15 protein-coding genes and 1 tRNA gene are annotated in these 17,131 nt (G+C 70.9%); 12 read left to right on the forward strand and 4 right to left on the reverse strand.

Annotated features, from left to right (window positions below):
- The first annotated feature begins 38 nt into the window (after positions 1-38).
- Entirely contained in the window at positions 39-1,547 is a 1,509-nt protein-coding gene (locus ACBI99_RS37540) for a CYTH and CHAD domain-containing protein (protein ID WP_357586218.1), read from the forward strand.
- Here ACBI99_RS37540 and ACBI99_RS37545 read toward each other — a convergent pair.
- The 4 genes from ACBI99_RS37545 to ACBI99_RS37560 form a co-directional block, all read right to left on the reverse strand.
- Positions 1,522-2,355, reverse strand: a complete 834-nt coding sequence (locus ACBI99_RS37545; RefSeq protein ID WP_375074654.1) for an NUDIX domain-containing protein — start codon at positions 2,353-2,355, stop codon at positions 1,522-1,524. The genes ACBI99_RS37540 and ACBI99_RS37545 overlap by 26 nt on opposite strands.
- Positions 2,345-4,405, reverse strand: coding sequence for an RNA degradosome polyphosphate kinase (locus ACBI99_RS37550; RefSeq protein ID WP_219500324.1), 2,061 nt, complete (start codon positions 4,403-4,405; stop codon positions 2,345-2,347). Before ACBI99_RS37550 ends, ACBI99_RS37545 begins: the two co-directional genes overlap by 11 nt.
- Before the next feature lie 80 nt (positions 4,406-4,485).
- Positions 4,486-5,415: a TetR/AcrR family transcriptional regulator gene (locus tag ACBI99_RS37555; protein ID WP_219500326.1), complete on the reverse strand. Its 930-nt coding sequence runs from the start codon at positions 5,413-5,415 to the stop codon at positions 4,486-4,488.
- Between the two features lie 48 nt (positions 5,416-5,463).
- Positions 5,464-6,405, reverse strand: coding sequence for an acyl-CoA desaturase (locus tag ACBI99_RS37560; RefSeq protein WP_219500327.1), 942 nt, complete (start codon positions 6,403-6,405; stop codon positions 5,464-5,466).
- 268 nt (positions 6,406-6,673) lie between these two features.
- Here ACBI99_RS37560 and ACBI99_RS37565 point away from each other — a divergent pair.
- From ACBI99_RS37565 to ACBI99_RS37615, 11 genes are all read left to right on the forward strand, one after another.
- Positions 6,674-6,745, forward strand: a tRNA-Gln gene (locus tag ACBI99_RS37565).
- Between the two features lie 120 nt (positions 6,746-6,865).
- Positions 6,866-8,326: a bifunctional UDP-N-acetylglucosamine diphosphorylase/glucosamine-1-phosphate N-acetyltransferase GlmU gene (gene glmU / locus ACBI99_RS37570; RefSeq protein WP_219500338.1), complete on the forward strand. Its 1,461-nt coding sequence runs from the start codon at positions 6,866-6,868 to the stop codon at positions 8,324-8,326.
- A 22-nt stretch (positions 8,327-8,348) separates the two neighbouring features.
- Positions 8,349-9,290 (forward strand): ribose-phosphate diphosphokinase, encoded by a 942-nt coding sequence (locus tag ACBI99_RS37575; protein WP_246643989.1) that lies wholly within the window; start codon positions 8,349-8,351, stop codon positions 9,288-9,290.
- Between the two features lie 99 nt (positions 9,291-9,389).
- Positions 9,390-10,004 carry a 50S ribosomal protein L25/general stress protein Ctc gene (locus ACBI99_RS37580; RefSeq protein WP_357586222.1) on the forward strand — a complete coding sequence of 205 codons (615 nt, stop codon included), beginning with the start codon at positions 9,390-9,392 and terminating at the stop codon, positions 10,002-10,004.
- A 60-nt stretch (positions 10,005-10,064) separates the two neighbouring features.
- Positions 10,065-10,649 (forward strand): aminoacyl-tRNA hydrolase, encoded by a 585-nt coding sequence (gene pth / locus ACBI99_RS37585; RefSeq protein WP_219500348.1) that lies wholly within the window; start codon positions 10,065-10,067, stop codon positions 10,647-10,649.
- A gap of 193 nt (positions 10,650-10,842) precedes the next feature.
- A complete protein-coding gene (locus tag ACBI99_RS37590; RefSeq protein WP_219500396.1) occupies positions 10,843-12,195 on the forward strand; it encodes a sugar transferase in 1,353 nt (450 codons plus the stop codon).
- On the forward strand, positions 12,195-12,959 hold the full coding sequence (locus tag ACBI99_RS37595; RefSeq protein ID WP_219500349.1) for a 3'(2'),5'-bisphosphate nucleotidase CysQ: 765 nt from the start codon (positions 12,195-12,197) through the stop codon (positions 12,957-12,959). Before ACBI99_RS37590 ends, ACBI99_RS37595 begins: the two co-directional genes overlap by 1 nt.
- A gap of 22 nt (positions 12,960-12,981) precedes the next feature.
- A complete protein-coding gene (gene cysD / locus ACBI99_RS37600; protein ID WP_219500357.1) occupies positions 12,982-13,896 on the forward strand; it encodes a sulfate adenylyltransferase subunit CysD in 915 nt (304 codons plus the stop codon).
- 4 nt (positions 13,897-13,900) lie between these two features.
- A complete protein-coding gene (cysN, locus tag ACBI99_RS37605) occupies positions 13,901-15,163 on the forward strand; it encodes a sulfate adenylyltransferase subunit CysN (protein ID WP_219500360.1) in 1,263 nt (420 codons plus the stop codon).
- A 143-nt stretch (positions 15,164-15,306) separates the two neighbouring features.
- Positions 15,307-16,206, forward strand: a complete 900-nt coding sequence (locus ACBI99_RS37610) for a sulfotransferase (RefSeq protein ID WP_375074655.1) — start codon at positions 15,307-15,309, stop codon at positions 16,204-16,206.
- Entirely contained in the window at positions 16,203-17,081 is an 879-nt protein-coding gene (locus ACBI99_RS37615) for a glycosyltransferase (protein WP_357586226.1), read from the forward strand. The genes ACBI99_RS37610 and ACBI99_RS37615 overlap by 4 nt, the downstream gene beginning before the upstream one ends.
- Positions 17,082-17,131: the final 50 nt, after the last annotated feature.

Here is a 17,131-nt window from a genome sequence, read left to right on the forward strand (position 1 = left end):
ACATCATTGTCCGGAGAACCGGACTCTTGCGAGGTGTCGTGGGCATCGAGATCGAGGACAAGTTCGACGTTCCCCCCGGCTTCGAGGTGCCGGACCTGACCGGTCTGGCGGAGGTCGTCGGCCCCAAATCCTTCCGGCTCGTCGCCCTTTATTACGACACACCCGATCTGCGGCTGGCGTCCAGGGGCGTCACGCTCCGGCGCAGGCGGGGCGGCGCCGATCCCGGCTGGCATCTGAAGCTGCCCAAGGCCAAGGGCGTGCGCCAGGAGATCACCCACCCGCTCACCCGCAGCACCAGGATCGTCCCCGCTGAGCTGGCCGAGCTGGTCCGCGCCTACACGCGGGGAGCCGAGCTCCAGGTGGTCGCCGAGCTCGACACGCGCCGCAGCATCACGGTCCTGCGCGACGGCGACACGAAACTCGTGGAGATCGCCGACGACCGTGTCAAAGGCACGGTGTTCGGCAAGAACGGCGAAACCGGCGGCGATACCGTCACCCGCTGGCGCGAGGTCGAGGCCGAGCTGCTGGAGGGCGACGCCAAGCTGCTGGCCAAGGTGGGCAAGCGGCTGACGAAGGCGGGCGCCTCGCCGTCGGCGGCGGCCAGCAAGCTGGCCAAGCTCCTCGGCCCGCCACCGGTCCCGCGCGCCGAGCTGGAGCCGGGCACCGCGGGTCACGCCGTCGCCGGCTACCTGGCGGGCCACGTGGCCGCCCTCCTCTCCCAGGATCCCCGGGTACGGAGGGCCGAGCAGGACGCGGTGCACCAGATGCGCGTGGCCGCCCGCAGGCTGCGCAGCGCGCTCAAGGCGTTCAAGCCGATCGTCCGGGGCACGGCCGAGCTGCAGGAGGAGTTGCGATGGCTCGGCGAGGTGCTGGGCGAGGCCCGTGACCTGGAGGTGACCAGGGCCAGGTTCGCCGCCGAGCTGGACCGGCTGGCGCCCGAGCTCGTCACCGGCCCCATCCGCGTCCGCCTCGGTGACGACCTGCTCAAACGCGAGCAGGAGGCCTACGGGCGCATCCGCGAGGAGCTCAGCGGCGAGCGCTACTACCGGCTGCTGGACGCGCTCGACGGGCTGGTGGCCGCGCCCCGGCTGACGAAGGCCGCGGCCGAGCCCGCCGCGAGCACTCTCCAGGACGTGGCGGAGGCGGGCTGGGCCCGGGTGACCGGGGCGTACGAGACCGCGCGGGCGATCGCCGACCCGCAGGCGCGCGAGCTGGCCATGCACGACGTTCGCAAGGCCGCCAAGCGCGCCCGCTACACCGCCGAGGCGCTCCAGGGGCCGCTGGGCAAGCCCATGGCCAGGCTCGCCGAGCTGGCGGAGGACGTACAGGAAGTGCTGGGGGCGCACCAGGACGGGGTGGTCGCGCAGGAGACGCTGGCCCGTGAGGCGCAGGCGGCCAGGGAGGCCGGCGAGGACACGTTCACGTACGGGCTGCTGGTCGGGCTCGAACGGGCGGCGGCCGAGCGGGCGCACGCGGAGTTCCCCCGGGTGTGGGCGGAGACGACGCGGGCGGTGGCGAAGCTCACGTCTCGTGGTGCTCCACGCTGACGACCCGCTCGCCCACCCGGTGCAGCACGGCGAACGCGCCCTTGCGCAGGTGCCGGTCAGTTCCGCCGAGCGCGGCGATCAGCCCGGGCAGCACCTTGCCGTGGCTGCACACGACGGCGGGCCCGGTCAGCTCGCCGACCAGCGCCGGGGTCTTGCGCGGGTCCTGGCTCTCCTCGGCCAGCAGCGCGTCGCGGGTGATGTCGCGGGTGTACGGCTCCAGCGTCTGGACGCAGCGCAGGCTGGGTGAGCTCAGCACGGTTCTGGGCCGGTAGGCGGGCAGGACCGTGGCCAGCGTCGCGGCCTGGGCCCTCCCTTCGGCGTCGAGCGGGCGCAGGGCGTCGTCGCCGTGCCACGCCTGGCGGGAGCCCGCCGAGCCGTGCCGCACCAGGACGAGCGGGACCGTGTCCAGCGGCGCGGCGGGCAGCGCGCGCAGCAGGCCCGCGTCCCACTCGTAGGTCAGCAGGTCGCGCGCCCGTTCCGGGGACAGCCAGCGCAGCTCGTCGACCTCGTCACCGGGCGTGAACGGGTCCTCGGCCGCCACCTGCCCGGCCCAGTAGTCGACCCTCTTGAGCCGCGTGCCGAGCAGGTAGTGGACCGGGGGCAGGGCGCGGCCGAGCGTCACGGTCAGGCCGGTCTCCTCGCGCACCTCGCGCAGCGCGGCGGCGATCACGTGCTCGCCGGGCTCCAGCTTGCCCTTGGGGAAGGTCCAGTCGTCGTAGCGCGGCCGGTGGACGACGGCCACCTCGGGGGAGCTCTCCTCGCCGCGCCACACGACGGCGCCGGCGGCCAGGATCGGGTCAGTCGTCAATGGTCCTCCAGCGGCGCGTGCCGATCAGGTGGCTCTGCAGGTCCTCGCCCTGGTGGCGCACCCACGCGCCGTCGGAGCCGAGCCACCACGTGCTCGTGGTCTCGGCCATCGCCTGGTCCATCAGCTCGATCAGGTACGCCTTGTGCTGCGGCGAGGTGACCTTGACCAGGGCTTCCACCCGGCGGTCGAGGTTGCGCCGCATCAGGTCCGCGCTGCCGATCCACACCTCGGGCCGCCTGCCGAGGCCGAACTCGTACACCCGGGAGTGCTCCAGGAAGCGCCCCAGCACCGAGCGGACGCGGATCGTCTCCGACAGACCGGGGATGCCGGGCCGCAGCGTGCACACGCCGCGCACCCACAGGTCCACCGGCACGCCGGCCCGTGACGCGCGGTAGAGGGCGTCGATGATCGGCTCGTCGACCAGCGAGTTCGTCTTGATCCTGATCCGCGCCGGGCGGCCCGCCTGCTGATGGGCGATCTCCCGCTCGATCCTGGCCAGCAGCCCGCCGCGCAGCGAGTGCGGCGCGACCAGCAGCCGGCGGTAGGCCGAGTGGTTGGAGTAGCCGGTCAGGTGGATGAACAGGTCGGTGACGTCCTCGCCGACCAGCGGGTCGGCGGTGAGCAGGCCGAAGTCCTCGTACTGCCGGGCGGTCTTGGGGTTGTAGTTGCCGGTGCCGATGTGGCAGTAGCGGCGCAGCTCGCCGGAGGCCTCCTGGCGGACGACCAGCGCGAGCTTGCAGTGCGTCTTGAGCCCGACGACGCCGTAGACGACATGGCAGCCGGCCCGTTCCAGCTTGCGAGCCCAGGAGATGTTGGCGTGCTCGTCGAACCTCGCCTTGATCTCCACCACGACCACGACCTGCTTGCCCGCCTCGGCGGCGTCGATGAGCGCGTCGACGATGGGGGAGTCGCCGCTGGTCCGGTAGAGGGTCTGCTTGATCGCCAGCACCCTCGGGTCGGCCGAGGCCACCTCGATGAAGCGCTGCACGCTGGTGGCGAACGAGTCGTACGGATGGTGCAGCAGCACGTCGCGCTCGCGCAGCACCGCGAACAGGTCGTCGGCCGAGCTGATCGCCTCGGCGGGCACGAACGGCCGGTAGCCGAGCTCGCCCCGGTCCAGGTCGGCGATCGCGTGCAGCCCGGTCAGGTCGAGCGGCCCGGCGATCCGGTAGATCTCGTGCGGGGCCAGCTCCAGCTCCTCCACGAGCAGGTCGAGCACCTCCTGGGTGATGGTGTCCTCGACCTCCAGCCGCACCGGCGGCCCGAACCTGCGCCGCCGCAGCTCCTTCTCCAGGGCCTGCATGAGGTTCTCGGTGACGTCCTCGTCGACCTCCAGGTCCTCGTTCCTGGTGACCCGGAAGACGTGGTGCTGGACGATCTCCATGCCCTTGAAGAGCTGGCCCAGGTGCGCGGCGATGACGTCTTCCAGCGGTACGAACCGGTCCTTGGACGCGGTCACGAACCGGGGTAGCTGCGAGGGCACCTTGACCCGGGCGAACACGGTGTGGTCGGTGGCCGGGTTGCGCACCACGACAGCCAGATTCAGGCTCAACCCTGAAATGTACGGAAACGGGTGGGCAGGGTCGACGGCCAGCGGCGTCAGGACCGGCCGGATCCGCTCACGGAAGAGCTTGCGCAGCTCGGTGCGTTCCTCGCGGCCCAGGTCGTCCCAGCGGACGATCTCGATGCCCTCGGTCGCGAGCTGCGGGCGGATCCGCTGGTGGAAGGCCGCCGCGTGCCGCCGGGCCAGATCGTCGGCGACGGTCGCGATCCTGGCCAGCTCCTCGCTCGGCTTGAGCCCGCTCTTGGTGCGCAGCAGCAGGCCGGTCGCCATGCGCCGCTTGAGCCCGGCCACCCGGACGCGGAAGAACTCGTCGAGGTTGCTGGCGAAGATCGCCAGGAAACGGACCCGTTCCAGCAGCGGCAGTGACGCGTCCTCGGCCAGTTCCAGCACGCGTTCGTTGAACTGCAGCCAGCTCTCCTCGCGGTTGAGGAACCTCTCCTGTGGCAGGGGTAGATCGTTACCGGAATGCAGCAGTTCAGCGGACATACGTGGAATATGCCCGGTCCGGTTGAACAGAACGTTAACTTCCCCGCAACGACTTATTCGCCTGGCGAGACGCCCGGCTCTCAGTCGCCCGGCTCGCCCTGTCCGAGGCGGGCGGCCCGCTCGGCCAGCCGGGCCTCACGCTGGCGCAGCTTGTCCTCGCGCTCGCGGACCTTCTCGGCCTCCTTCATGAGCCGCTCGCGCTCCTTCTCGGCCTCTTTGAGCAGGCGCTCGCGCTCCTTCAGCTCGCGCACCCTGGCCTTCTCGGCCTCCTTCAGCTCCCGCTGGCGGATCTTCTCCGCCTCCTTCTGCTCCCGCTCGCGAGCCTTCTCCAGCTCGCGCAGCTCCTTGTCGCTGGTGCGCGGCGCGACGGCGGGCTGCGGGACGGCGGGCTGCGGCACGGCGACGGGCTGCGGCCGGGTGGCCAGGGTGATCGTGGGCTGCGGGTTGAGCCCGGTCAGGCCGTTCCAGGCCAGGTTGACCAGGTGGGCCGCGACCTCCTCGCGGCCGGGCTTGCGCACGTCCAGCCACCACTGGCCGGTCAGTGCCACCATGCCGACCAGCATCTGGGCGTACATGGGGGCGAGCTTGGGGTCGTAGCCCCGGCCGACGAACTCGTCGGCCAGGACGTCCTCCACCTGGCTCGCGATCTCGCTGATCAAGCTGGCGAACGTGCCGGTGCCCGACGCGGCGTGCGAGTCGCGGACCAGGATGCGAAACCCCTCGCTGCTCTCCTCGATGTAGCGGAGCAGGGCCAGCGCGGCCCGCTCCAGCTTGACCAGCGAGTGGGTGGCCGACAGCGCCTCGGTGATCATGGCGAGAAGTTTCTGCATCTCGCGGTCGACGACCACCGCGTAGACGCCCTCCTTGCCGCCGAAGTGCTCGTAGACCACCGGCTTGGAGACCTGGGCGGTCGCGGCGATCTCCTCGATGGAGGTCCCGTCGAACCCCTTCTCAGCGAACAGGGTGCGACTGATCAGTATCAGTTGCTCTCTTCGTTCTCTTCCGGTCATACGCCTGCGAGATCGGGATTCGGTCACGGTTCCCATAATGGCGTGCTGTCAGGAGATTCTCTTGGCCGCCAGGCGTTCCGGAGTGGGCCAGCGCACGTCGTGCGCCCAGCCGAGCCGCTCGAAGATCCGGATGACGCCGGCGCTCAGGTCGATCTGCCCCTTGAGGACGCCGTGCCGGGCGCAGGTGGGGTCGGAGTGGTGCAGGTTGTGCCACGACTCGCCGAACGACGGGATGGCCAGCCACCACACGTTGCGCGACTTGTCGCGGACCTGGAAGTCCTCCTCGCCGAACACGTGGCAGATGGAGTTGATCGACCAGGTGACGTGGTGCAGCAGGCCGATGCGCACGAGCGAGCCCCAGAACAGCGCGGTCAGCGCGCCCTGCCAGGACCAGGTGACGAGGCCGCCGATGACGCCCGGCAGCAGGATCGAGGTGAGCGCGAGGGCGCCGAACCAGCGGTGGAGCTTCATCACGTCCGGGTCCCTGACCAGGTCCGGGGCGTACTTCTCACGGTTGACCCGGTCGGCGTCGAACAGCCAGCCCATGTGCGCGTACAGCAGGCCCTTGGTCATGGACCTGAACCCGGGGCCGAAGCGCCACGGCGAGTGCGGGTCGCCCTCCTTGTCGGAGAACTTGTGGTGCTTGCGGTGGGTGGCGACCCAGTCGAGCACCGACATCTCCAGGGAGAGGCTGCCCGCGATCCCCAGAGCGATCTTGAGCGGGCGCTTGGCCTTGAACGAGCCGTGGGTGAAGTAGCGGTGCAGGCCGACCGTGACGCCGAGACCGGAGATGACGTAGAAGACCGCCGCGATCACCACGTCGCTCCAGCCGATGAGCCCCCATCCCCATGCGATCGGCACGGCGGCGCCGATAGCGATCAGCGGGAGCCCGACGACCAGCGCGAACGTGATCAGTTCGGCCTTGGTGCGCGGTTCGGGTTCGAAGTCGGGCTTCGGTCCTGGGGTCGAGCGTTCGGCGAGTACGGTCATCGGCTGCCTCTCACGAGCTGTTTGCGGTGATTGTCCTGGCTACGCAAACGTAACCTACGCCATCGTAAGTTAGGAAGCCCTAACCGGCGATGTGTGTTTCGCAACGGGCTTGTCAACGACATGCGTGGGTTTCATGGCTTGCGGCTTTTGGGACGGTCTGTTATGCCGTCTCCCTGCCCAGAGAACGCCCTGACACTCAGATGGGGGCGAAGGTGGGCGCGGAATCGGTATCGTAGGGGGTGTGTCGGACGCCACGGTGTCCGATTAATCCCGGATCGTCTAATCGGCAGGACAAGTGGTTTTGGTCCACTTTGTAGGGGTTCGAGTCCTCTTCCGGGAGCCTTTCGGGCGTCCCCCCTCGCGAGAGAGCCCAGGACGGGCAGGTATCCTCACGATGTCGGGAGGGTAGCGGTGCGGTAGCCACTGCCCTGAACCGTCCAGCCACAGGGAGCCTCAGTCCGTGAGTGTGCCGCGCCCGGCAGCCGTCGTCGTCCTCGCCGCCGGCGAGGGGACCCGGATGAAGAGCCAGACCCCGAAAGTCCTGCACGAGCTGTGCGGCCGAGCCTTGGTCGACCACATGCTCTCCGCCGCCCGTGACCTCGGTCCCGAGCGGCTCATCGTCGTCATCGGCCACGCGCTCGAACGCGTCGGCGCCCACCTCGCCGAGACCAGCCCCGACGCCCGCGCCGTCGTTCAGCGCGAGCAGCGCGGCACCGGCCACGCGGTCCGCACCGTGCTGGAGGAGGTCGGCGCCATCACCGGCACCGTCCTGGTCACCTACGGCGACGTGCCGCTCCTGCGCGCCGAGACCATGGCCGAGCTGCTGCGCAAGCACGAGGCCGACGGCAACGCGGTCACCGTGCTCACCGCCGAGGTGCCCGACCCCACCGGCTACGGCCGCATCGTCCGCGACCCGGACGGCGCCGTGCTGGAGATCGTCGAGGAGAAGGACGCCACCCCCGAGCAGCGCGCCATCAAGGAGATGAACTCCGGCATCTACGCCTTCGACGGCGCGCTCCTGGCCGACGCCGTCAAGCGGGTGTCCACCGACAACGCCCAGGGCGAGGAGTACCTCACCGACGTGCTGTCGATCCTGCGCGGCGACGGCCACCGGGTCGGCGCGCACGTCGCCGCCGACCACGCCGAGGTCGAGGGCGTCAACGACCGCGTCCAGCTCGCCCACGCCCGCAAGGTGCTCAACCAGCGCCTGCTGGAGCGCCACATGCGCGCCGGCGCCACCATCGTGGACCCGGCCAGCACCTGGATCGACGTCGGCGTCACCATTGAGCCCGACGCCGTCATCCACCCCGGCACCCAGCTCCACGGCAGCACGGTCATCGAGGCCGGCGCCGAGGTCGGGCCCGCCACCACGCTCACCGACACCCGGGTCGGCGCCGGCGCGGTCGTCCGCAACGCCGTCGCCGACAGCGCCGAGATCGGCCCCGAGGCCAGCGTCGGCCCCTACTGCTACCTGCGCCCCGGCACCGTCCTGGGCCGCAGGTCCAAGGCCGGCACCTTCGTCGAGATGAAGAACTCCCAGGTCGGCGAACGCTCCAAGGTCCCACACCTGACCTACGCGGGCGACGCCACGATCGGCGACGACGTCAACGTCGGCGCGGCCGTGGTCTTCGTCAACTACGACGGCGTCAACAAGAGCCGCACCACCGTGGGCGACGGCGCGTTCGTCGGCTGCGACACCATGCTCATCGCCCCGGTGACGATCGGCGACGGCGCCTACACGGCCGCCGGCTCCGTCATCGACGGCGATGTGCCGCCCGGCGCGATCGGGGTGGCGAGAGCGCGTCAGCGCAACATCGAGAAATGGGTCTTGCGCAGGCGCGCGGGCACGAAGTCGGCAGCCGCGGCCGAGCGGGCGCTGGCCGAGCAGCAACAGCAGGAGAGCAGCAGTGACCAGCATTAAACAGCCGGGCGAGAAGAACCTCATGCTCTTCTCCGGCCGCGCGTATCCGGAGCTGGCCGAGGAGGTCGCCGAGCACGTGGGCGTCTCCCTTACCCCCACCAAGTTGATCGACTTCGCCAACGGCGAGATCTACGCCCGCTACCTGGAATCCGTCCGGGGCTGCGACGCCTTCGTGATCCAGAGCCACACCGGCCCGATCAACCAGTGGATCATGGAACAGCTCATCATGGTCGACGCGCTCAAGCGGGCCTCCGCCAAGCGCATCACCGTGGTCATGCCGTTCTTCGGCTACGCCAGGCAGGACAAGAAGGGCCGCGGCCGCGAGCCCATCACCGCCCGGCTGATCGCCGACATCTTCAAGACCGCGGGCGCCGACCGGCTCATGTCGATCGACCTGCACACCTCGCAGATCCAGGGCTTCTTCGACGGCCCGGTGGACCACCTGTTCGCCATGCCGGTGCTGGAGAGCTACCTGAAGAACAAGCTCGACCTGGCCAACACCACGATCGTCTCGCCCGACACCGGCCGGGTGCGGCTGTCGGAGCGCTGGGCCGACACGCTCGGCACCCCGCTGGCCTTCATCCACAAGCGGCGCGACCTCGACGTCGCCAACTCGGTGAAGGTCAACGAGGTCGTCGGCAAGGTACGCGGCCGGACCTGCGTGCTCATCGACGACATGATCGACACCGCCGGCACGATCTGCAAGGCCGCCGACGCCCTCTACGAGCAGGGCGCCACCAACGTGATCACCGCCGCCACGCACGCGGTGTTCTCCGACCCGGCGGTCGACCGGCTGAAGAACTCGCGCATCTCCGAGGTCATCGTCACCAACACGCTGCCGCTGTCGCAGGAGAGCCGCTTCGACAAGCTGACCGTGCTGTCCATCGCCCCGCTGATCGCCCGCGCCATCACCGAGGTGTTCACCGACGGCTCCGTCACCAGTCTGTTCGAGGGAGACACCTGAGCCCGGTAGGCTGTGAGGGTTGCGCTCGTAACGCCTTCCGCTAGGGCGGGTGAGGGGGAGCGCAAAACCCCGTCGAACTCTGCATCCCTAGGAGATGTCGTGTCTGAAGTCCGTATCGCCGCCGAGCAGCGCACCACGTTCGGCAAGGGCGCCGCCCGCAAGATCCGCCGCGCCGACAAGGTGCCCGCCGTCCTCTACGGGCACGGCATCGACCCCAAGCACCTGACCCTGCCGGGCCACGAGGTGCTCCTCGCGCTCCGCACGCCCAACGTGCTGATCCGCCTCCACGGCGAGGGCGTCGACGAGCTCGCGCTGCCCAAGGGCGTCCAGCGTGACCCGATCAAGGGCTTCGTCGAGCACGTCGACCTGCTCCTGGTCAAGCGCGGCGAGAAGGTCACCGTCGAGATCCCCGTCACCGCCGTCGGTGACGTCAACTCCGAGGGCCTGTTCGACCAGCAGCTCATGAGCATCGCGGTCGAGGCCGAGGCCACGCACATCCCGACCGGCGTCGAGGTCAGCGTCGAGGGCCTGGAGGTCGGCGCCTCGATCACCGCCGGCCAGCTCGACCTGCCCAAGGGCACCACGCTGATCGCCGACCCGGAGACCGTGGTCATCCAGGTCAACGCCAAGCCGACCGAGGCTCCCGCCGAGGAGGAGGGCGCCGAGGGCGAGGCTGCCGAGGGCGAGGCCGCCGAGGCCGCTGCCGCCGAGTAACCATCCCGGTCACGGGGCAGTCGGCATGCCGGCTGCCCCTTTCCGCTTGAGGGGAAGCACATGGACCGCTGGCTGATCGTCGGGCTCGGCAACCCCGGCCCCGAATACGCGGGCAACAGGCACAACGCGGGCTTCATGACGCTCGACGAGTTGGCCGCCAGGGCCGGCGGGCGGTTCAAGGCGCACCGCAGCCGGGCCGAGGTGCTGGAGACGCGGGCCGCCGTGCTCGCCAAGCCGCTCACGTACATGAACCTTTCCGGCGGGCCGACCAAGGCGCTCGCCGACTTCTACAAGATCGGCCCCGACCGGCTCATCGTGGTCCACGACGAGCTCGACGTCCCGTACGGGGCGCTGCGCGCCAAGCTGGGCGGCGGCGACAACGGGCACAACGGGCTCAAGTCGATCACCAAGGTCCTCGGCACCCGCGACTACCTGCGCGTACGGTTCGGCATCGGCAGGCCGCCCGGCCGGATGGACCCCGCCTCGTTCGTGCTGAAGGACTTCGCCACGGCCGAGCGCAAGGACCTGCCGTTCCTGGTCGACCGGGCGGCCGACGTGGTGGAGTCGCTCATGGAGCGCGGCCTCGACGTCACGCAGAACGAGTTTCACCGCGCCGATCTGAACATTTCCGGCCCTCCACGCTGATCCGCTCATAACGCCGTTCCCGCCTGGGCGGCCTGCACGCAGGGCTACGATCTAGTGACATTCCGTTGACGAACGTCACCTGGAGGCGTGCGTGCAGGACGGGTTGCTGACCGTCGCCGGAGCCGAGCCCAGCGTCGCCTGGCGCGCCGGGCCGCGCGTGCCCGGCTGGGTGCGCGCCTACCAGCTCCGGGCGATGGGCGCCGACCTGCTCGCCGCCGGCGCCGGGTCGGCCGCCGCGTTCTGCTTCCGGTTCGGCCACGTCAGCGCCCACGCGCTCCCCTATCTGCTGGTCAGCGTCGCGCTGCCCGCCGTGTGGCTGGGCGCCGTCGCGCTCAACCGGGCCTACGAGCCGCGCCTCATCGGCGAGGGCTCGGAGGAGTTCCGCCGCATCGTGCGCTGCGGGGCCGCGCTCACCGCCCTGCTCGCCATCGGCTCCTACCTGACCAAGGCCGACGTCGCCCGCGGTTACGTGGTGCTCGCGCTGCCGCTGGTCACGCTGCTGACGCTGGCGCTGCGCCACGCCCTGCGGCGCGCCCTGCACCGCCGCCGGGCGCGCGGGGAGTGCCTGCGCCGCGTGGTGGCCGTCGGCCACGCCGCCTCCGTGGACGAGCTCGTACGCCTGTTCCGCAAGGAGCGCTACCACGGCATGGACGTCGTGGCCGCCTGCCTGCCCGACGACGCCGCCCTCGACAGCGTGGCCGAGGTGCCCGTCGCCGGCCACTTCAGCGACGTGCCGCTGGTCGTCGAGCAGGCAGGCGCCGACACGGTCGCCGTGCTCGCCTGTCCCGAGATGGACGGCCTGGCGCTGCGCCGCCTCGCCTGGCGGCTGGAGGCCACCCAGACCGAGCTCGTCGTGGCCCCCGCGCTCATGGAGGTCGCCGGACCGCGCACCATGATCAGGCCGGCCGCCGGGCTGCCGCTGCTGCACGTCGAGCACCCCGAGCTGACCGGCGCCAGGCAGCTCGTCAAGAACGTCTTCGACCGGCTGGTGGCCGCCGTCCTGCTCGTGCTGCTGGCCCCGCTGCTGGCCGGGCTCGCGGTCGCCGTACGCGCCACCAGCCCCGGGCCCGCGCTGTTCCGCCAGGTCAGGATCGGCAGGGACGGCAGGCCGTTCACGATCGTGAAGTTCCGCACGATGCGGCGCGGCTCCGAATATCAGAAGATCACCCTGGTCAGCGACGGCGACGGCCCGCTGTTCAAGATCCGCAACGATCCCCGAGTGACGCCGCTCGGCATGTTCCTGCGCCGCCACTCGCTCGACGAGCTGCCCCAGCTCCTCAACGTGCTGCTCGGCCACATGTCGCTGGTCGGCCCGCGCCCGCCGCTGCCGGAGGAGGTCGCCGGCTACGGCGACGACGTGCGCAGACGGCTGCTCGTCCGGCCGGGGCTGACCGGGCTGTGGCAGGTGAGCGGCCGGTCCGATCTGTCATGGGAGGAATCGGTCCGGCTCGACCTGCGTTACGTGGAGAACTGGTCCCTCATGTTGGACCTGCAGATCCTGTGGAAGACTTGGTCGGCCGTCGCACGCGGGCAAGGAGCTTACTGATGACGATTCGCGACGACCACGCCCTCGCCGCCGACCTGGCGACCGAGGCGGGCGAGCACCTGCTGGCGGTCCGGGACCGCGTCGGGTTCGCCGACCAGGCCGCGCTCAAGGCCGCCGGTGACCGGGCTTCCCACGAGTTCCTGATGGAGGCGCTGGCCAGGCTGCGGCCCAGCGACAGCGTGCTGTCGGAGGAGGCCACCCGCGAGGAGCGGCTCGACCCGCGCAGGCTGTCGGCCGACCGGGTGTGGATCGTCGACCCGCTCGACGGCACCCGCGAGTTCTCCGAGGAGGGCCGCGCCGACTGGGCCGTCCACGTCGCGCTGTGGGAGCGCGGCACGCTGAGCGCCGGGGCCGTGGCGCTGCCCGCCCAGGGCCGCACGCTCGGCACCGCCGAGCCGCCCAAGCTGCCCGCCCACGAAGGCGGCCGCTTCCGCATCGCGGTGAGCCGCACCAGGCCGCCGGAGTTCGTGCAGAAGCTCGCCTACCTCGCCGGGGCCGACCTGGTGCCGATCGGCTCGGCCGGGGCCAAGATCTGCGCGGTGCTCACCGGAGAGGTCGAGGCGTACGTCCACGCCGGCGGCCAGTACGAGTGGGACTCGGCCGCGCCGGTCGCCGTCGCGCTGGCCGCGGGAGCCCACGCCAGCCGCGTCGACGGCTCAACCCTGACCTACAACCAAGCCGACCCCTCCCTACCGGATATTCTGGTTTCCCTACCGGACTTGGCGTCTACCCTGCTCGCCGGGATTCGGGACCTGCACCGCTAAAAACGCCCCGAGGAGAGCGCTTATGCTCCAGCGCGACTACACGACGTCGCAGCTCGACGTACTCGAAGCCGAGGCCATCCACATCATGCGCGAGGTGGCTGCCGAGTTCGAGCGCCCCTGTCTGCTCTTCTCCGGCGGCAAAGACTCCATCGTCATGCTCCGCATCGCGGAGAAGGCGTTCTGGCCCGCGCCGATCCCGTTCCCGCTCATGCACGTCGACACCGGCCACAACTTCGACGAGGTCATCGAGTTCCGCGACCGCCGCGTCGAGGAGCTGGGCGCCAAGCTGATCGTGGCCTCCGTGCAGGAGTCCATCGACCAGGGCCGCGTCGCCGAGCAGACCGGCCGCCGCGCCTCCCGCAACCGCCTGCAGACCACGACGCTGCTCGACGCCATCGAGGCCAACCGCAACGACGCCGTCTTCGGCGGCGCCCGGCGCGACGAGGAGAAGGCCAGGGCCAAGGAGCGCGTCTTCTCCTTCCGCGACGAGTTCGGCCAGTGGGACCCGAAGAACCAGCGCCCCGAGCTGTGGAACCTCTACAACGGCCGCATCGCCCAGGGCGAGCACATCCGCGTCTTCCCGCTGTCCAACTGGACCGAGCTCGACGTGTGGGACTACATCCGGCGCGAGGGCATCGAGATCCCGTCGATCTACTTCGCCCACACCCGCAAGGTGTTCGAGCGTGACGGCATGCTGCTGCCCGACGCCGACGTGGTCCAGCGGGGCGACGACGAGCCGCTGTTCGAGGCCGTCGTCCGCTACCGGACCGTGGGCGACATGACCTGCACCGGCGCCGTGCAGTCCACGGCCGCCACGGTCGAGGAGATCATCGAGGAGATCGCGGCCACCCGGATCACCGAGCGCGGGGCCACCAGGGCCGACGACCGCGCCTCGGAGGCCGCCATGGAGGACCGCAAGCGGGAAGGCTACTTCTAGACCGATGGACATTCTGCGTTTCGCCACGGCGGGAAGCGTCGACGACGGCAAGTCCACCCTCATCGGGCGGCTCCTGTTCGACTCCAAGGCGATCTTCGAAGACCAGCTCGAGGCCGTCGAGCGCACCTCGCGCGACCGCGGCACCGAATACACCGACCTGTCGCTGCTGACCGACGGCCTGCGCGCCGAGCGGGAGCAGGGCATCACGATCGACGTCGCCTACCGCTACTTCGCCACGCCCCGGCGCAAGTTCATCATCGCCGACACGCCGGGCCACATCCAGTACACCCGCAACATGGTCACCGGCGCCTCCACCGCCGACCTGGCCATCATCCTCATCGACGCGCGCAAGGGCGTGCTGGAGCAGTCGCGCAGGCACGCCTTCCTGACCTCGCTGCTGCGCGTCCCGCACCTGGTGCTCGCGGTCAACAAGATGGACCTGGTCGACTACTCCCAGGAGCGCTTCGAGGAGATCCGCGAGGAGTTCACCGCGTTCGCCTCCAAGCTCAACGTGGCCGACCTGACGTTCATCCCGATCTCCGCGCTCAACGGCGACAACGTGGTGTCCCGCTCCGAGAACATGCCCTGGTACCAGGGCACCTCGCTGCTCCACCACCTGGAGAACGTGCACATCGCCTCCGACCGCAACCTGACCGACGTGCGCTTCCCGGTCCAGTACGTGATCCGCCCGCAGCGGGCCACCGACCACGCCTTCCACGACTACCGCGGCTACGCCGGCCAGGTGGCGGGCGGCGTGCTCAAGCCCGGCGACGAGGTCGTCCACCTGCCGTCCGGGCTCACCACCCGGATCGCCTCCATCGACACCTTCGACGGGCCGGTGGAGGAGGCGTTCCCGCCCATGTCGGTGACGCTGCGCTTCGAGGACGACCTCGACATCTCGCGCGGCGACATGATCGCCAGGCCCAACAACCAGCCGCAGGCCGCCCAGGACCTGGAGGCGATGGTCTGCTGGATGGCCGACACCTCCAAGCTGACGCCGCGCTCCAAGCTGACGATCAAGCACACCACCCGCACCGCGAGGGCGCTGGTGCGCGACCTGCAGTACCGGCTCGACGTCAACACCCTCCACCGTGACGAGGAGGCCACCGCGCTGGGCCTCAACGAGATCGGCCGGGTGACGCTGCGGGTGACGCAGCCGCTGTTCGTCGACGACTACGGGCGCAACCGGCTCACCGGCGGTTTCATCCTGATCGACGAGACCAGCAACAGCACCGTGGCGGCGGGCATGGTCATCGACTCCCGCTGAGCTTCGCTCCCGAAACGGCCGGTCGCGCTTCCCGCGGCCGGCCGTTCCGCGTTAGGTAGATCATTTCCGGTTCCTTGGCCGAGTGATTACTCTCCGCGCTAGTGTCTCCACGTTCCGTGTTGGCGATGCGAGAGTCCATGCCCGTGAGCGAACCGCGCGTGATCTTCCTTGGCGGCCTCGGCCGCAGCGGCACGACACTGCTCGAACGGCTCCTCGGCGAGCTGCCCGGCGTCGTGCCCCTGGGCGAGGTCGTCCACCTGTGGGAGCGCGGCGTGCTGGCCGACGAGGCATGCGGGTGCGGCCGGGCGTTCAGCGTCTGCCCGTTCTGGGTGCGCGTCGGCGACCGCGCGTTCAACGGCTGGACGGCCATGCTCGCCGAACGGGTCGTCGCCCTGCGCCACCGCGTCGACCGCACCCGGCGGGTGGCCCGCATCGCCCACGCCGACCTGGCCGAATACGTACGGGCCTACCGTCGCGTCTACCGCGCGGCCGCCGAGGCCGCCGGCGCCCGCGTGGTGATCGACTCCAGCAAGCACGCCTCCCTCGCCTGCTGCCTGGTCGAGGCCGGGGTCGACGCCCAGGTCGTGCAGGTGGTGCGCGAGCCGCGCGCCGTCGCCCACTCCTGGAGCCGCAGCGTGGCCAGACCCGAGGACGGGCAGCCGATGACCCGCTGGACCCCGCTGCGCACCGCCGTCCACTGGAACGCCCAGAACTTCGCCCTCGAAGTCCTCGCCCGGCGCGGCGCCCCCGTCACCCGCATCCGCTACGAGGACCTGCTGGCCGCGCCGGAGGCCACGCTGACCGGGCTCGCCGGGGTGCTCGGGCTCACCGAGTTCCGGCTGCCGTTCCTCGACGGCACCACCGCCTACCTGACCACCAGCCACACCTCCTCGGGCAACCCGATGCGCTTCAAAGTGGGCCGCGTCGAGCTGGCCCGCGACGACGCCTGGCGGCAAGGGCTGCCGCGCCACCACCGAGGGCTGGTCGCCGCGCTCACCTGGCCGCTCCGGGCCCGCTACGGCTACGGCAGGGCGACCGCATGACCGGTCCCGTCGGCGTGGTCGTCCCCACGCGCGGCGACCGGCCCGGCCTTCTGCGCGAGGCCGTGCTCGCCGCGCTCGCCCAGGACCACCCGGTCGACGTGGTCGTCGTCGCCGACGGCGTGCCGCCCGAGACCGTGCGGCGGCAGGTGCCCGCCCAGGCGAGAGTGATCGGCAACCGGCTCAGCCCGGGACTGCCCGGGGCGCGCAACACCGGCATCGCCGCCTGCGACACCGAGCTCGTCGCCTTCTGCGACGACGACGACCTCTGGCTGCCCGGCAAACTCGCCGCCCAGGTGCGGCTCGCCGTCACCGGCGCCGAGTTCGTGAGCTGCGGCATCGAGATCGAGTACGGCGACCGCCGCGTCACCCGGCTGGCCGGGGCCGACCGGGTCACGGCCGCCGACCTGACCCGGTCGCGCATGGTCATGGTGCACTCCTCGACGTTCCTGTTCCGGCGCGGCGCGCTCTGGGTCGACGAAAGCGCCCCCGCCGGGCAGAACGAGGACTGGGACCTCGCGCTCCGCGCCGCCCGGCGCCACCCGATCGCCTGCGCCGACCGGCCCCTCGTCCGGGTCCGGTGGGGGGCCTCCCACTACGTCGCCCGCTGGGCCGACCGCATCGCCGGGCTGGAGTGGATGCTCGCCCGGCATCCCGAACTGGCCGTGGATCCACGCGGCGCGGCACGGATCTACGGCCAGCTCGCCTTCGGCCACGCGGCGCTCGGCCGCCGCCTCGACGCGGCCCGCTGGGCTTCCCGCGCCCTGTCGGCCCGCCTCGGCGAACCCCGCGCCCCCATCGCGCTGGCCGTCGCCGCCGGCCTCATCCCCGCCCCCCGCGTCCTCGCCCTCCTCCACCGCCGAGGCCACGGCATCTGACCCCGCCCCACCGGACAACGGACCCCACCATGCCCTCACCCACCCACCCG

It is taken from the genome of Nonomuraea sp. ATR24, from assembly GCF_041950485.1.
GTDB classification, from domain to species: domain Bacteria; phylum Actinomycetota; class Actinomycetes; order Streptosporangiales; family Streptosporangiaceae; genus Nonomuraea; species Nonomuraea ceibae.

What these genes read in the sequence shown, in the direction of transcription:
- ACBI99_RS37550 (WP_219500324.1), bottom strand. Translation starts at nt 4,405, where the DNA reads ATGTCCGCTGAACTGCTGCATTCCGGTAACGATCTACCCCTGCCACAG.
- ACBI99_RS37555 (WP_219500326.1), bottom strand. Translation starts at nt 5,415, where the DNA reads ATGACCGGAAGAGAACGAAGAGAGCAACTGATACTGATCAGTCGCACC.
- ACBI99_RS37560 (WP_219500327.1), bottom strand. Translation starts at nt 6,405, where the DNA reads ATGACCGTACTCGCCGAACGCTCGACCCCAGGACCGAAGCCCGACTTC.
- ACBI99_RS37575 (WP_246643989.1), top strand. Translation starts at nt 8,349, where the DNA reads ATGCTCTTCTCCGGCCGCGCGTATCCGGAGCTGGCCGAGGAGGTCGCC.
- pth (WP_219500348.1), top strand. Translation starts at nt 10,065, where the DNA reads ATGGACCGCTGGCTGATCGTCGGGCTCGGCAACCCCGGCCCCGAATAC.
- ACBI99_RS37590 (WP_219500396.1), top strand. Translation starts at nt 10,843, where the DNA reads ATGGGCGCCGACCTGCTCGCCGCCGGCGCCGGGTCGGCCGCCGCGTTC.
- ACBI99_RS37595 (WP_219500349.1), top strand. Translation starts at nt 12,195, where the DNA reads ATGACGATTCGCGACGACCACGCCCTCGCCGCCGACCTGGCGACCGAG.
- cysD (WP_219500357.1), top strand. Translation starts at nt 12,982, where the DNA reads ATGCTCCAGCGCGACTACACGACGTCGCAGCTCGACGTACTCGAAGCC.
- cysN (WP_219500360.1), top strand. Translation starts at nt 13,901, where the DNA reads ATGGACATTCTGCGTTTCGCCACGGCGGGAAGCGTCGACGACGGCAAG.
- ACBI99_RS37615 (WP_357586226.1), top strand. Translation starts at nt 16,203, where the DNA reads ATGACCGGTCCCGTCGGCGTGGTCGTCCCCACGCGCGGCGACCGGCCC.